The sequence below is a fragment of the Paenibacillus sp. JT31N17 genome, assembly GCF_056269255.1.
This window is the reverse complement of sequence record NZ_JBWDNP010000001.1, coordinates 624,462-639,809: the sequence shown is the minus strand read 5'-3', so window position 1 is coordinate 639,809 and position 15,348 is coordinate 624,462. Positions and strand designations below refer to the sequence as shown.

The following is a 15,348-nucleotide window of genomic DNA, read 5'->3' as shown; positions in this document are numbered from 1 at the left end:
GGAGAAGCGTAAGCTGAAAGCTTTCGTAAGAAAGCTGCTTCGGAAGCCTACACTTACAACCTTTATACCCCGAATTTGCCATTTAAAGATATCCAAATTCAAAAATTCAGGGGTACAACAGCGATTGGAAGACGTTTCCGCATGCGCAGCCACTCTTTCTCACCGGGGCTTAAAAGACTAGCCGGCTTTACTTGCCCGATTTCTTCTGGAAGGATTCCTCGAGCTCCGCAAGAATTTGCGTACCGCCCTGGGTTTTCCATTTTTCCACGAATTCATCGAATTTCTTGATGTCACCGCCCATGATGATTTGCGTAAATACGGCGTCGCGCATCGTGTTCAGTTCAACCAGCTTGGCGATTTTCGTTGGCGAATCCAGATAGTTGGATGCGTCCGTGATCTGGTAAGGATTGTTGATGGCTACACCCAGCGCCTCGGAGAAGCGAAGCGGGAGAGACTCCAGATAACGCGGCCAGCCGTTTAATCCAGGTGCGAAGGTGTAGGCTTGTGCGCCCCGGAAATTGCCGTTCTTATCCTGCTGTGTCTTGGGATCGACCAGCTCGGTTACCGTTACGTTCTTCATCTTGCCATCTACAATCGTGTAATCCTCGCCTTCGATTCCCCAAACTGTCAGCATCTGATTTTCCGGGGACAAGGATTCTTCAATAATGGACAGCACTTTCTTCGGATCCTTGGTCTTCGCGCTGATCGCGCTCATTTGAGAGAAAGGAGCACCCGATGGAGCAACCGCCTTGCCGTCTGCTCCGACAAGCGATCCAGTCAGCGTGAGATACTTGAATGGCTGCTCGGCCTGGTTTTCCAGCTTGCCGTCGGCAGCCAGCTTGCCGCTTTTAATCAGCTCGTTCGTCTCGATCTGCATATCGTAATCATTTGGCGTTGACCACCAGCCCATGTAGGAGAACAGCTTGCCGCTGTACAGCTTCGCACGCAGCTGCTCTTCCTTGATGGTTGCGAACTCCTTGTCAATCAGGCCTTCCGCATACATTTTTTGCAGGAATAACAGCGCTTCCCTCATTCTTGGATCAATATCATAATTGCTGAACTTGCCATCCTGCTCGGTGAAATATCCAGGTGTTACGCTGAATGCGCCAAAAATATTGTCAAAGGAGTTGTTGGCATATTTCTGTTGCCCGATCTGAGCCGTATAGCCTCCAAGCGGAGTTACATCCGGCTTTGCCTCTTTGATTTTCTTAAGCAGGTTGTAATACTCATCAAGCGTTTTCGGCACAGTGGCGCCTACTTCTTTCAGATAATCCGTACGCATGGCCAGATCCCAACGGTAACCCGCGCCCGGTCCGCCTTGATAAGGAATCCCGTAGATCTTGCCGTTTACTTTCGCCTGCTCGAAAATTTCCATCGGCACTTCCTTCAAAATATTCGGCGTATCCGTAGGGTTGATCATATCGGTAAGGTCGACAAATGCGCCCTGCTGCGCATATTTTTGGAAGTCATCGGCAAAATCGATACGGGTGACATCCGGAATGTCGCCGCTGGACATTTTCAGATTCAGCTTGGTTTTATACTGCTGAACATCCACCATTTCAGGAATAATTTTGATATTAAGCTTCTTCTCGATCGCTTGCTTGATAACATCCTTCGATGGGTCGTACGGCAGGGAAATATCCTGGCCTTTCAGCCATTTGAGCTCGTAAGGCTGTGAATCCGCTGTGGCTTCAGGTTTATCTGTGGTTTCCGTTGCTGCCGCCGGTGTTGTTGTATTGGCCGGCTGATCATTCGTTCCTCCATTTGCCCCGTTATTGTTGCTGCCGCACCCTGAAATTGCCAGAGTTCCGATCATTACGGCTGCAAGTACTCCGAATGACCATTTTTTCTTCTGCTTTGACATGAGCAATAATCCCCCTTCAAAATATCTGATCTATATTTACCCTGGAGAAGCCGTTCGAAAAGTCCAACCCTGTCATAGGTGAATTCACTTTTTGAGCATGCGTCTTTTAGGGGTAAACCGATGGTTATGGACGTTCTTTCGTCTACCCTTTGACCGAGCCGATCAGCATACCCTGTTCAAAATACTTCTGGATGAACGGGTAGATGATCACCATCGGCAGAGCGACGATAATGATGGCGGCCATCTGGATGCCGATGGTTGGCGGCGGTTTGGAGCCTGCCGCTTCGAGCAGCTCCGGCGGAAGACTGGAGCTTGCGATTATGGTCCGCAGCACGAGCTGTACCGGCGCTTTATGCCAATCCGTGACATACAGCAGGGCATTGAAGAAATCGTTCCAGTAGGTCACCAGGTAAAGCAGTCCGACGGAAGCGATAACCGGCATCGAAAGCGGGAGCACAATCTGCCACAGGATTCTGAATTCAGAAGCCCCGTCAATGGAGGCGGACTCCTTCAAGCTCTCGGGAATGCCCTCGAAAAATGATTTCATAATGATCATATTGAAGGCGCTGTAGGCCATGACGAGAATGAGAACGTAATCGGAGTTGAGCAGCCCCAGATTTTTGATGGTCAGATAGGTGGGAATCATCCCGCCCTTGAACAGCATGGTGAATACAAAGAACAAAATAATGATCCGCCGTCCGGGCAGCTTCTTGTCCGCCAGCGCATAGGCCGCGGTAGCGGTGAGAAGCAAAGCCAACAGGACGCCGCCCAGCGTGTTGCGGAGAGTGATTCCGTAAGCGCCGTAAATCAGGGATCCTTTGCTCAGCAGGTACTCGTAATATTCGAAGCTGATCGAAGCCGGAAACAGGATCAGTCCGTCCTTTTCGCTGAAGATATGATAAGGCGTAATCGATACGGTCAGGACATACCAGAATGGAATAATAATGATCAAGGTCAAGATGGTGAGCACGATATAGTTGGTTGTGACGAAGGCGGTCTCGCCTCTCGTGAGCTTCATAGTCCGCTTCCCCTTCTTTAGAAAATGCCGGAATCATTGATCCGCTTGGCAAGATGATTGGCGATGAGCACCATTGCAAGGCCGATAACGCCTTTGATGACATCTGCCGCTGCCGCCAGACTGAGGTTGAACTGTTCAATACCAACCCGGTAAATATAGGTATCGAGGATATCCCCCACTTCGAATACCATCGGGTTGTACAGATTGATAACCTGATCCAGCCCTGCGCTCATGATGTATCCGACTCTCAGGATGAAGATGACTACGATGGTCCCCGTAATTCCCGGCAGCGTGACATGGATGATTCGTTGAAACCTCGTCGCACCGTCCACAATAGCCGCTTCATAAACCTCCGGGTTAAGCCCGGCAATCGCAGCCATGTAGATGATAGCGGCCCAGCCCATCTCTTTCATCGCATCCGTGACGACGAGAATGGTCCGGAAATAACCGGGTTCAACAAGCAGATAGGCCGGCTCCCCGCCGAACCATTCAATGATCTTGTTGATGATTCCCGTTTCAGGCGAGAGAAGTACGGTAATGATGCCTCCATACACAACCCATGACACGAATCTTGGCAAGTAAACGGCGGTCTGCAAAGTCTTCTTGAACCATCTGGTCCGGATTTCGTTCAGTGAAAGCGCCAGCAAAATCGGACAAATGAATCCGCTTATCATCTTGTACAGACTGATGAGCAGGGTGTTCACGAAGGCATTGCGGAACATCTCGGATTCGAAGAGCATCCGGAAATATTTCAGCCCCGCCCACTCGCTTCCGGAGAAGCCTTGAATCACGTTGTAATCCATAAAGGCGATGCTAATCCCGTAAAGGGGAAGGTAATCAAATATGAAAACCCATACAAAAGCGGGCAGCAGCAGGATATAAAGCAATTTGAACTTCCAGATCCTTATCAGCTGCCTCTTGAGAGGCGCCTCTCCTTTCTTCTTGGCAGTTACAGCAGTTGCCAGTTCCATCTTTCCCTCCTCCGATCCTTCTCTCTCTGTCCGCTTTCCTTCAAGAAAGTGCTTACATCAGTAAGCTTACTTGATATCCGGGGAGTGGAAAACCGGAGCAAAGTACAATTATACCCGGGAAAAGTCGCATTGGACGGCCAAATGGCTGAAGGCCATGGAATAGCAAAGCCCGACCGCCGCACTGCGCGATCGGGCTTTGCTTTATTAGTCCGGTGAAACATGTTGGCTGCGCATGCGAAAACGTCTTTCGATCGCTGTTGCACCCTGAATTTTTTTAATTTGGATACCGCTGGTGCAAAGCGATCAACAATAGATACCGTTGATCACTTTGCACCGCTATCTGTTAAATTCGGGGTACAAAGGCGAGCGCTTCGCTTCTCCAGACTGTTTCCGCCTGCTCCGCCAGTCAATCACCGGACTATTAAAGCTGTGCTAGCTGATTGGATTCACTTTCACGTCGTCGATATTCACCGTAACGGCTGGCCCTACGCTTTTGATGGAGAAGCCGACTCCGCCGAGCGTTACATCGGAGTCCGTGAAGGCAGCCGCCAGGGCGCCGTCAATCAGGAGATTGAATACATTTCCGTCGACTTCGACGGTATAATCATGCCAGACGTTCAGATCGAAGCCCGGTATGGCCGCACTGATGTCCACCAAAGCTCCAACCTGCAGAGGAGTCGATGAATTGGGATATTTCCACATCTCTACTTCCTTCGTATTTTTGAATTCCAGGAAGTAATAGCTGGTGCCTGACGTATAACGGAACATCGTCCGGTAGCGGTCTCCCTTGGCTTTATAATTCAGGCTGTAGTTCTGGGAGGAATAAGGAAGCAAGGATGACTTCACTACTGCACGCTGAGGGGAGCCCGCCGTCGTCGTTCCGCTCAATTCCCCGTTTTGCACCTGCCAGGCGGTCGTGCCGAACAAGTCCCAATTGCCCAGTCCGCCGGCAAAGATGTCCTCATACAGAGGCTGCAGCGTGACTGTTACGATGCTGGCTGCCGTGAAGCCGCCATCTGCCGTCACAGCCGTAATAACAGCCGTTCCCGGCGCGATTGCCGATACTTTGCCGGTCGGGTCAACGGTGGCGACCGCCGGATTGTCCGAGCTCCAGCTCACCGTTTGATTCGATGCGTCCGCAGGCGCAAAAAGAGCCGTCAGATTCGTGCTTGTGCCTGATCCCATGGAGAGCGTCTCCTTGTTGAGAGTTATGCCGGTTACAGGAATATTGGCTTGCGTTATCAGCTCCGCATCATCAAACCAGACCGTTCCCGTTCCTTTCAGTCTCAAGCCAAGACTGATCCTGGCCGCGTCGGCAGGCGCCGCAGCGGTTACCACGATTTGTGTCCAGCCGCTTGTTCCTTTCAGGCTGCCTGATGAATACGTACTGCCGGTGACAGTCGTCCCGTCGCTCTTATAGTAGGTGATGTCCGCAGTCGCCCCATCGGTCTGGTTGACGCTATCGGTCTTGGCCCATGCCCGGAGCGTATAGGCCGCTCCCGGATCAACATTGATCATATTGCTGCCTGACAAACTCCAGCTGCCGTTGTCTGCAGCATTTGCGCTGCTGATTTTCACAGAGCTTCCATAAGTACGGGAGGTTACCGTGTCCTTGGTCAGGACGGGTGTTCCGCTTAACGTGCCGGCCGTCCAGTTATCGGGACTTGCTGCGCCATTCTCAAAGCTGTTGTTTGGAACAGCCACGGGAACCCCTGTTTTGGTTGTCGTCCAGTTGGCGAAGTTATAGGTCCATACCTCGCCGCCCTGAGAGGCGGTAAAGATATCCGAGTTCTGGTCCTGCTGCAGCCACGGCGTATCGAATAGCTTGAATGAAGCGTAATCGATCGGCGTATTGTTGATTTTGTGTGTGCCGGTATATGCAGCCGCACCCTGATCAAAGGTAATATCCATGGTATCCCCGCTCAGGCTGGTATAGACAAGGCGCGGGTTTGGGTCATTGATATGGGTGGCGTCCACTGTCGTATTGCTCAGAACGGCGTTCTTGAAGCTGTTCAAGTCGGCATATTCGGAAACGTCCGCGGTTTGAATTATCCAGCCGTTCGTGTCAGCCTGACTGCGAAGAATATTGTAGCTGTAGCTCAATTGGTTGGTCGGATGCAGCCTCGCTGTTGTTTTGACTTTATTCGCCGGGTCGGTAGGCGTCTGGTAATACCAGGAGTACGGCTTCACCATTTTGAAGGCAAAATACATGGGACCCGTATCGCTGAAAATCCATCCTGATTGTTCCTGCCTGCTTTTAATCGAACCGGTATCCGGAAACATCGCATTCACATAATTCATGGTTGGGCTGTTCAATAATTTATACACGCCCACGGCAGCTTTGCCATCCTGCATGACGCGGTGATTGGCAGGCTGATCATAATTTCCTATCGGGAGGTCGCCCTGATCGGCATTTACTCGGAAAACAGAGGCAGGCGAATCCGATTTCCAGCGCAGAACCATAGGAAGATCCTCAATCCAGTTATCGACCCGGTTGTACGTCACCTCGATGGAAAGGCCCCAATCGGGTTTCACCAAAGCCTGACGGTAGGTCTTCAAATTATTGCCGCTTGAATTCTGCAGATTGGTCTTGCGGGAAGAGTAGTCCTTGTGCGTGGACTGCCCGATCCGCAGAGCCATCTCCGGCGGCGTGTAATCCATTCCGCGATAAACCACCATGCCCAGATACTCCAGGTAAGGACGATAGGCCGCCGGAACCATGGCGTCGGAATCGCCTATCCCCTGCTGTGCGCGGTGCTGGCCAAAATATGCCCAGGATAAAGCGGTGTGGTCCGCCCCTCTCCATGACGGGCCGTTCGCCGTAACGCTGTCCCCTTTTGCCCGGCTTGTAGTGGAGATGATATTGCCGTCCGTCCAGTCATTGGCCCACTCGAACCACATGACATCCATGGCCATTTTGACCTTCTGCTTCAAGTCCGGCTCATCTGTATACTGATAGATGGCATTCAGACAGAAATAGGTCATGAAGGTGTATTCGGCGCTTTCATATTCAGCCCAGCCTTCATGTACGGCAGCTTCGATCATTTCCTCAATATTCGCCCTGTTCATGCTTTTCAGAGCGGCTCCGGAGTTGCCGTTCAAGTCGACCAGATCCGGAAAATACTGGCCTACCAGATAGCCCGCCGTATAATTGCTCATCCGCAGGTTCTCGGTCTGCGACAGCTTGGTATAGGCATATTGGGAGAAATACCATTTGACATGCTCCAGCATCGTGCTGCTGAACAGATCGCCCACCATCAGATAGGCATACATTTTGGAGACGGTTTTATACTGCTCCCAGTCATAGGTCTGGTACATATTGTCCAGCTTCTGGAGGTTGCCCGCTACATTCTGCCCATCCAGAATCTGCGCGACATACTGGGCAATATTCAGAGGCAGGCCCCCCATTTCGGAAACCGCTTTCGTCTTATCCCACAGCCATTGCTTCCTGCTGTCAATCGTGCCGGGGTAAGGCGAATAGTTGCTTTCCTCAGGCGGAACCTCGCCGATTGCAACCCCGTCAAAAGCAGCCGTGCTTAGCCGGGAATTCTCGTGGCTTGTAAGAGCAAGCCCGAAGTAGACGGTATTCGGCAGGTTAATCGTCTCTTTCTTGACCAGCGTCCAGATTGCTCCGTCAGTCGATTCGTAAGCGCTGATCACATTGCCCACACGCGCCAGCTTCACCCAGGCCGGCGCCGGCGCTCTCATTCCTGCAGTCAGGGTCGAAGCTCCTCCGGCTTGCAGGCGATCCTGGAAATTAACCCCGTTCAATGGCGTTACAGCCATCATGGCATAGGGCGATTGTGCCGATATGTTCCCGCGGATCATAATGCCTGCCTTCGTCCAAGCCACCGAATTGCCGATGCTTGCAACGCGCGCAACGATCTGTCCGTCGCCCGTCCAAGGCCGGTACACATAATGGAATGCATCCGCCGTTCCGTAGATGTCGCTGCCGGAGCCCTGAACGGTGAATGTGCCGGTCTCCTCGTTATAGCTTGCGCCGCCTGCAACCGCAACCGTGCCGATATCCCGGTCGCCGAACGGCTCAGGCAGTCCGTTTGCCGATGGATCCGTCGTCACCGTGACCCCGTTACTGGCATCTGACAAATTTCCCAGTCCGTCTCTTGCCTTTACGGTAAAATCATAGGCCGTATTCGGCGTCAATCCGACTACGGTATCAGCAGTCGTGGCACCGCTTACAGAGGATGCCAGAATACCATCCTGGTAAATGTCGTAGCGGGTAACCGCCACATTGTCTGTCGAAGCCGTCCAGGACAGGCTGACGTCAGTATCCGTCTTCCCGGTTGACGCCAAACCTGCAGGCGCTGTCGGCGCTTCGGTATCCTGCGCCGGTCCCGTATTGACTTCATACACCGCCAGATCGTCGACGATATAGGCTTCATCCGTCCCGTTGTTATTGACACGGGCGGTGAACCCCAACCTGATATTCGTAATGCTGCGCTGCCCGCCATTCGGTATGACTTGAAACCGGTATCCGGGAAGATCGGCATCATTAACCGTCTGCAGTGTATCCGGCACCGTGTTGAGATAAGCTGCCGTCCCCGTGATGCTAGGTGTGCCTGCCGGGAAACGGGGAATCAGGTTATTGTCGAAGTTGCCGAACTGAAGATAGGCATAAACATCCTTGTCTACCACCTTGTCGCTGGCTGCGATCCGCCTGACCTTGTATTCAAAAACAAACTCGACCGGGGAACTGCCTGCCGGCATATTATAGATGGCATTAATGCGGTCCTTGAGGCTGCCGCTGTTCAACTGGTAATAGAAGCTGCTTGCCGCATTCGTGCCGAGCGAAGCGTCCCTGATCTCGAGGGCGTTGTTGCCGTTAACCTGGACAATTTGCTGCGCCCCCCGCTTGTGCTTGCATCCTGTGTAAAGGGACTGACACCGCTGTCAAAATGAGTATCCATGTCTGCTGCCAATAAATTGACCAGCTGCACCTCATCTTCCTCGTCTGCATGCAGGACGGGCATATTGCCCAGTGAAATCAGCAGAACCAGAAACAAACTTATGAGCTTTTTGCTCCTTACTGCCATCTTCTAATCAACCTCCATTCAGGTAAGCGTTTGCATTTCTTCCGAAAAAGTAAATCATGATTCATTTCAGACTCCTCCTTCGATAATGAAAAGCGATTTGTGCTTCCATCCAATCCTCACAAAAGATTGCACCGGGCAAGCGTGATCAACCGCCGCCTCCTCTCCGGCTTGCCTGGTGCAACAGGATGAATCCTTATTTACTTCTTGGCCAGGAACGCATCAATTTGTTTTTGCAGCTCAACCTGGATTTTCTTGGCGTAGCCTTCGCCTTCGCTCTTCAGCTTGTTCCACTGCTCGGTCGGATCAAGAACGCCGTCGAACAAGGCATTATAATATTTGTCCTCAACGGCATTGTACAAGGAAATTTCATTCATGACCGGACCCGGATCAAACGAGAAGCCGGTCAAAATGCTGGAGGTCAAGTTATCGGCATTTTTGTTGAATTCATAGTGCTTGCGCGTATCCTCATCAAACCCGGCATTCAAACGGTCCATCGTCGGATTCCAGATCCAGGCATATGGGAAATAAGAATAGTTCGATCCGATCTGCTTGTATTGATCGTCGCCAACCGTCTCATAATGCGTACCTTCGATTCCGTAAGCCAGGAGATCATAATTTTCCTTCTGTGCGGTCCAGTTCAGGAACATCATCGCGCGTTCCTTGTTTTTGCTGACTTTCGGGATCGCCTGGAAGTTCGCTTGCTTGAAATTGGTGATGTTTTGGCCTTTTTCCATTTTAATGAACGTTACCGCTTCCAATTCTGCACCCGGAACGTTCTGCGCTATAGCGCTGCCCAGACTGGATGGCACGCCGAATTCATTATAGACAGCCACTGCCACTTTGCCGGAATTGACGACGGAGTCAATATCCTTCAGAGCGAGAATATCCGGGTGAATCAGCCCATCCTGATACAGCTTTCTGGCTTCTTCAATCCAGGACCAGATTTTCGGCTCCATTTGGTCGAACAGATTGTAGACTTTGCCGTCGTTGTTTTTGTAGTACAGGACAAGGCTTTGGCCCAAAGCGTCCGATCTCAGGAACTGGGGATCATATTCCATGAAGGCTCTGAACGCGCCCCAGGAAACATCCTTCTGTCCAGGCTGGCCATATGCAAGCAGCGGAATAACATCCTTCTCGTTCTCTTTTACCTTGTAGGCAAATTTAATCAGATCGTCGTAGGTTTTAATTGGAGGCAAACCATACTTTTCTCGCAGATCCTTGCGGACCAGATACGTTCTTCCCGCCAGATGCGTGTTGCCAAGCGGCAGGGCATAAATTTGACCCTGGAACTTATTCGCATCAAACATCTGCTGGGATCTGACCTTCACAGCGTCCTGACCGTATTGGGCCAGCAGATCTTCCAGCGGTTCATAATAACCGGCGCTCACCATCTGCTCCATATGAAGCCACGGCGCGTCAAAGATCAGGTCGACATTCTCCCCGGACGCCAGCATAACCTGCGTTTTCTGGGCAAGATCGGAGAACGGCACGAATACGATATCCAGCTTGACGTTAAGCGTATCCGCCATTCTTTTCTCGGCTTCTTTGATAATGAGGTCCATGTCCGCCGGTCTGTCCCCTGGCATCACAATCTTCAGCGTCACCGGATCAAGCTTGGCCCCTTCAGCCGGTTCCCCTCCCGTGTTCGCCGGTGCCGGATCGGCTGCGCTGCCGGATTCTTTCGCATTGGATGCGCACCCGACCGCCACCGCCATCATCAGCGATATAACCATAATCATTGCCAGCATCTTTCTGATTCCCATTTACTTGACCCTCCTATTATGATTGTCTGACAGTTTCTATTCTTAACCGGAAGATTCCGGATCAAGACTATCCTTTCAACGCGCCGATCGTAATCCCCTTCACGAAAAACCGCTGAATAAACGGGTACAGGAAGATAATCGGCCCGATGGTGAGGCACACGGTCGCCAGCTGTACCCCATAAGTCGGCATGGGCTGCGTATAAGTCGTTTGACTGCCGCCTACGTAAGCGCTGATGTTGATGCTGGAAATAAGCTGCCGGATCATCATTTGCAGCGGATGAAGCTTATAATTGTCGATGAACAGCAGCGCCAGGAAGAAATCATTCCAGTACTGAAGCGCGTAGAACAGCCCTACGGTGGCAATAACCGGTTTGGAAATCGGGATAATGATTTTAAAGAATATCGTCAAGTCATTCGCGCCATCAACCGTTGCCGCCTCATTGATTTCATAAGGCAGAGTCCGGAAGAAGGATACCATGATGAAAGCGAAAAACGGGTTCAGCATATAGGGCAGAATTAACGCCCACAGGGAGTCCTTCAGACCAAGCCAATTGGCGATGAGGATATAGAAGCCGACCAGACCAGCCCCGAAGATCATCGTAAAATAAGTGAGAAAGCTCAGAATGTTGCGGTACTTCACCTTCGGATGAGCCAGCACGTAGGCATACATGGAGGTGAGCAGCAGGGCGAGAATCGTTCCGCCGACCGTCACCGTTGTGGACACGACGTAGCTGCTGAACACCTGCCTGCCCTCAAGCAGAAATTGATAAGCCGAGAGAGAGAAGTCCTTCGGAATCAATTGATAGCCATGCTGCTTCATCGTTACCTCCGTGGCGAATGAATTGATCAGCACCAGCCAGAACGGAAGCAGACAGATTAGAGCAAATACGCCGGTGAAGGCATAAACGAAAATAATAAACACTTTTTCGGAGAGGGATCTGTCCGTCTTGACCCTCATCGCTTTCATCGTTTTAACCTGACGGATTGAATTTTCCATTCGCTTACCTGCTTTCTTTTAGAACAAGCTGGAGTCCTTGTCGATTTTTTTGGCGATGGCATTGAAGACCACGATCGTAATGAGTCCCATAACGGACTGGTATAAAATAACAGCCGATGATTTGCTGAAATCACCCAATTGGCGAAGCGCTCTGAACGAGTAGGTGTCGATAACATCGGTTGTTGGATACAGCGGAGCGTTGTCGCCCACTATTCCGTAAATCATGCCGAAATCGCCATAGAAAATCCGTCCGACGCCAAGCAGTGCAAGAACAATGACGACGTTGCGGATCAGCGGAATCGTAATATGAATAATCTGCTGAAACCTGCTTGCCCCGTCAATCCGCGCGCTCTCATAATAATCGCCCGAAATGCCCGTGATCGCAGCCAGAAAGATGATCGAGAAATACCCCGCAAACTTCCAGATATAGATAATGGTCAGAATGGCCGGCCAAAGTCCGGGCTTCAAATACCAGTTCTCCCCTTCTACTCCATAAGACATTAAGGTCCGGTTCAGTATGCCGTCCGACGTATTCAGAAAAGCGAACACCATCATGCTGACAACGAGCCAGGAAATAAAATAAGGCATGAAAATGAAGGACTGGGCGATCTTCTTGAATACCAGATTGCGGATTTCATTCAGAAAGATCGCAAGAATCAGGGCGATTCCAAGTCCGCATACGATGAACAAGCCGTTCAGAAAAATCGTATTGAACGTAACCTTGTACCAGTCGCTGCTCATAAAGAAGAACTTGAAATTATCAAACCCGACCCACTCGCTCCCCCATAATCCATCGGCCAGGCGATATTTTTTGAAAGCAATCAAATGCCCTGCCATAGGAATATAGGCAAACACGATCAAAAACAGCAATCCCGGCAGTGCGAGAACATACAAATACTTGTTCTTCACGATTTCTCTAAGTATGGCCACCTTTGCTTTCGTCTCCCTCCTGGTGTAAGATGATTTGTTTTTCTACGACCAAGCTTATGATGCCGGCCTCTCCCCTGTATAGTTCTGATAATGGAATACGGGTACTGAAACCGCATGGAATCAAGGTTCTCAATACGGAAGTTGGGTGCGTAAACCGGAAATGACAGGCTGTCGGGAGCAGAACTGCACATAGGACCAGGCTCCTGCGTGATCGGATAATACAGGCTTAAGGATACTTGTTTGCTGGTAACGACAAAGAAACCTCCGGCTGGTTCAGCCGGAAGTCCCTTGTCAGAATCGCATCATCACTGCTTCTCCCGGTATTGACTCGGCGTCATCCCGGTTGCTTTCTTGAATACCGTAAAGAAATGGCTTTTCGTCTGAAAACCGGACCGTTCCCCGATATCCGTCACCGTCCAGTCCGTCGATACCAGCAGCTCCTTCACCTTGGCAATCCGTTCCTGAAGGATGTAATCCGAAAGCGTCTTGTCGAATACCTCCTTGAACAGCTGCCGCACATGCCGTGTCGACAAGGAAAGATGCCCGGATATTTCTTCGATGGTCAGCATCGGATCATGGAGATGGTTCTTTACGTATTCCACGATTTCCGTAACGACCTCATCGCGGCGGCTCGCGCCCTTCTTGCTGCTCATATCGTCGATGATGCCAAGCAGCTCCTGCTCCAGCCAGCCTCTTACTCCGCTGAGCTTGTCGAACGACTCCAGAATATTCTCAATACCCTCAACCGATTCCACGGAAGGCAGCTTATTGAACGTTTTGAACAGCGTGTAGAGCAATAAGGACAGCTGAAATTTGCTTTGTGTATAATGCATCGTCTGCATATGGGCGAATATCAGATCAAGGCTTGCCGCAATTTCCTCGGGCCTTCCCATCCTCACTTTCTTGATCAGCTCATCGAGCAAATTATCGTCGGCCAGCGGTTGAACGCGCTGCATATAGTCTTCAAAATCCCGTTCGATAAAGATTTTCTCCGCGCCCGAAATAAAATTGAGCATGGTCAGCTCATGAATATGCTGATAAATACTGCGCACATCGTCGCTCAACGACTTCTGACCGCTCACGGCAGCAGTGATATGTATTTGCGTCCACTGTCTGATCTGTTCTCTGGCTTCCTCCAGTACCCCGGTCAATTCGCTCATGGGAACATGATCTCCCGATATCAAGAGAGCCAGGTGGTCGCCGCCAAGGTCGACCGATTCCGCATACCAGCTGCGGTTGATAACCTCTTCGGCAATATTGCCGATCGCATATTTCATCAGCTTTCTCGAGGCAAAATTATACTGCTCCTTGAACCGGCTGAATTCATTGATCCGGATGACGCTGACATAAAGCTCCTCGTGCTCGAACAGACTGGATTGTTCGCGGAGATAATGCTCCACGGGCGTAATCAGCTTTCCTTGCAGAATCCACTGCCTCAGATATTCGGTCTTAATGACATTCCGGTGCTCGCGCATGGAGGAATCAAGCTGCCCCATCCGGTCTTCCAGCATCTCGATCCCGTAGCGGATGACTTTATACTCAGCCATGGAGCTGTCGTCCTTGTGATTATTTTTCAAATGAAGGCCGAATTTCATCTCCAATTGATCGGCAAGCTGCGAGAAGGGTTTATAGGTGCGGCGGGAATTCCAGAACAGGATGGCTATCAGCACGACAACGAGGCAGGAGACAAATATGATCATTTTCAAACGAAAGGAAATAAAATCGGCCCGGATGCCTTCCAGCTTGGCCATATGATAGATATACCAGCCCTGGGGCTCAATCAGCGCATATTGAACAGACCAGGACTCACCATTATGATCCTTCGTGTAGCTGCCTGAACCCTTCACCGCAATCGCAGCCAGCTCCATATTCAATTGCGCGGAGTCGGAAGCTCCCAGCATGAGATTGCCTTCATTGTCCAGAATAAACGACTGGATCTCCGAATTGGCGTCCTCCTTGAGCAAATACTGCTTCATCAAGGCATCATTCAGGAGCAGGACCAGATACCCGAACGATTGCTGCCCGGATGGGACGGTTGGAATGATCATCGCGAGCTTCGTTGTGCCATTGACCTGATGAACGAAGAACCTCTGATAAGAGCTCCTTTTTTGTTTCGCCATCTCCAGCATGGGCTGGTCCCGGAATTGCTGAAACGAGGATAAGCCATATTTGAGGTCGATCGTATGCTCAGTCCGCATGTTAAATAAATAGACATTGTCCAGAAAGGGCTCCGTTGTCATATATTTATTGGCCGCCACAATGGCGTCGACCTGGGTTGCCTGGGATTCTTCGCTTGCCATCAGCCAGGTGCTGATGCTTTTGTCCGCATACATATTAAATCCGTACGCAATCATCTTGTTGAAAATAAATTCGGCATTATCCCGTGAATGTGCTATCTCTGTCTCATTCACCTGGTCAATCTGTTTCATGGCATAGATGGAGAACTGATGGGTCATCATGTACACAAATGGTACGGAGACGACCGTGAACAGAATGCATAAACTCAAGAAAATCCGGATGTACGCCTGCTTAGGTTTAAAACGGTTCATATGACTCCCCCTTCGTCCACTCGATCAAATTTTATATTCAATAAGCTGCAAACGCAATCATTTTCGGCATGTCCGCAGAGATGAGAGGTTTTTCATTCTCTTCTCATAATCGGGTTTATCCCGTTGAAGATACAGCGGTTCTCTTCTTTTTGGGAAATCCTGGTGAAAAATAAGTGTGCTATAGTAAGAAACAGTTTACAGT

Annotated in this window: 9 protein-coding genes; all 9 read right to left on the bottom strand. The window is 50.6% G+C overall.

Going from position 1 to position 15,348, the window contains the following annotated elements; genetic code table 11:
• Positions 1-187: 187 nt before the first annotated feature.
• On the bottom strand, positions 188-1,864 hold the full coding sequence (locus AC0YOB_RS02745) for an extracellular solute-binding protein (RefSeq protein WP_475791441.1): 1,677 nt from the start codon (positions 1,862-1,864) through the stop codon (positions 188-190).
• Positions 1,865-2,006: 142 nt separating this feature from the next.
• A complete protein-coding gene (locus AC0YOB_RS02740; protein WP_475791440.1) occupies positions 2,007-2,882 on the bottom strand; it encodes a carbohydrate ABC transporter permease in 876 nt (291 codons plus the stop codon).
• Positions 2,883-2,899: 17 nt separating this feature from the next.
• On the bottom strand, positions 2,900-3,853 hold the full coding sequence (locus AC0YOB_RS02735; RefSeq protein ID WP_475791439.1) for an ABC transporter permease: 954 nt from the start codon (positions 3,851-3,853) through the stop codon (positions 2,900-2,902).
• A 432-nt stretch (positions 3,854-4,285) separates the two neighbouring features.
• On the bottom strand, positions 4,286-8,626 hold the full coding sequence (locus AC0YOB_RS02730) for an Ig-like domain-containing protein (RefSeq protein ID WP_475791438.1): 4,341 nt from the start codon (positions 8,624-8,626) through the stop codon (positions 4,286-4,288).
• Positions 8,623-8,907, bottom strand: coding sequence for a hypothetical protein (locus AC0YOB_RS02725; RefSeq protein ID WP_475791437.1), 285 nt, complete (start codon positions 8,905-8,907; stop codon positions 8,623-8,625). The genes AC0YOB_RS02730 and AC0YOB_RS02725 overlap by 4 nt, the downstream gene beginning before the upstream one ends.
• Before the next feature lie 197 nt (positions 8,908-9,104).
• Entirely contained in the window at positions 9,105-10,670 is a 1,566-nt protein-coding gene (locus AC0YOB_RS02720; protein WP_475791436.1) for an ABC transporter substrate-binding protein, read from the bottom strand.
• A gap of 67 nt (positions 10,671-10,737) precedes the next feature.
• Complete coding sequence (locus AC0YOB_RS02715) at positions 10,738-11,667, bottom strand: carbohydrate ABC transporter permease (protein ID WP_475791435.1); 930 nt, start codon at positions 11,665-11,667, stop codon at positions 10,738-10,740.
• 18 nt (positions 11,668-11,685) lie between these two features.
• Positions 11,686-12,597, bottom strand: coding sequence for an ABC transporter permease (locus AC0YOB_RS02710; RefSeq protein ID WP_379112641.1), 912 nt, complete (start codon positions 12,595-12,597; stop codon positions 11,686-11,688).
• A 305-nt stretch (positions 12,598-12,902) separates the two neighbouring features.
• Positions 12,903-15,146 carry a cache domain-containing protein gene (locus tag AC0YOB_RS02705; RefSeq protein WP_475791434.1) on the bottom strand — a complete coding sequence of 748 codons (2,244 nt, stop codon included), beginning with the start codon at positions 15,144-15,146 and terminating at the stop codon, positions 12,903-12,905.
• Positions 15,147-15,348: the final 202 nt, after the last annotated feature.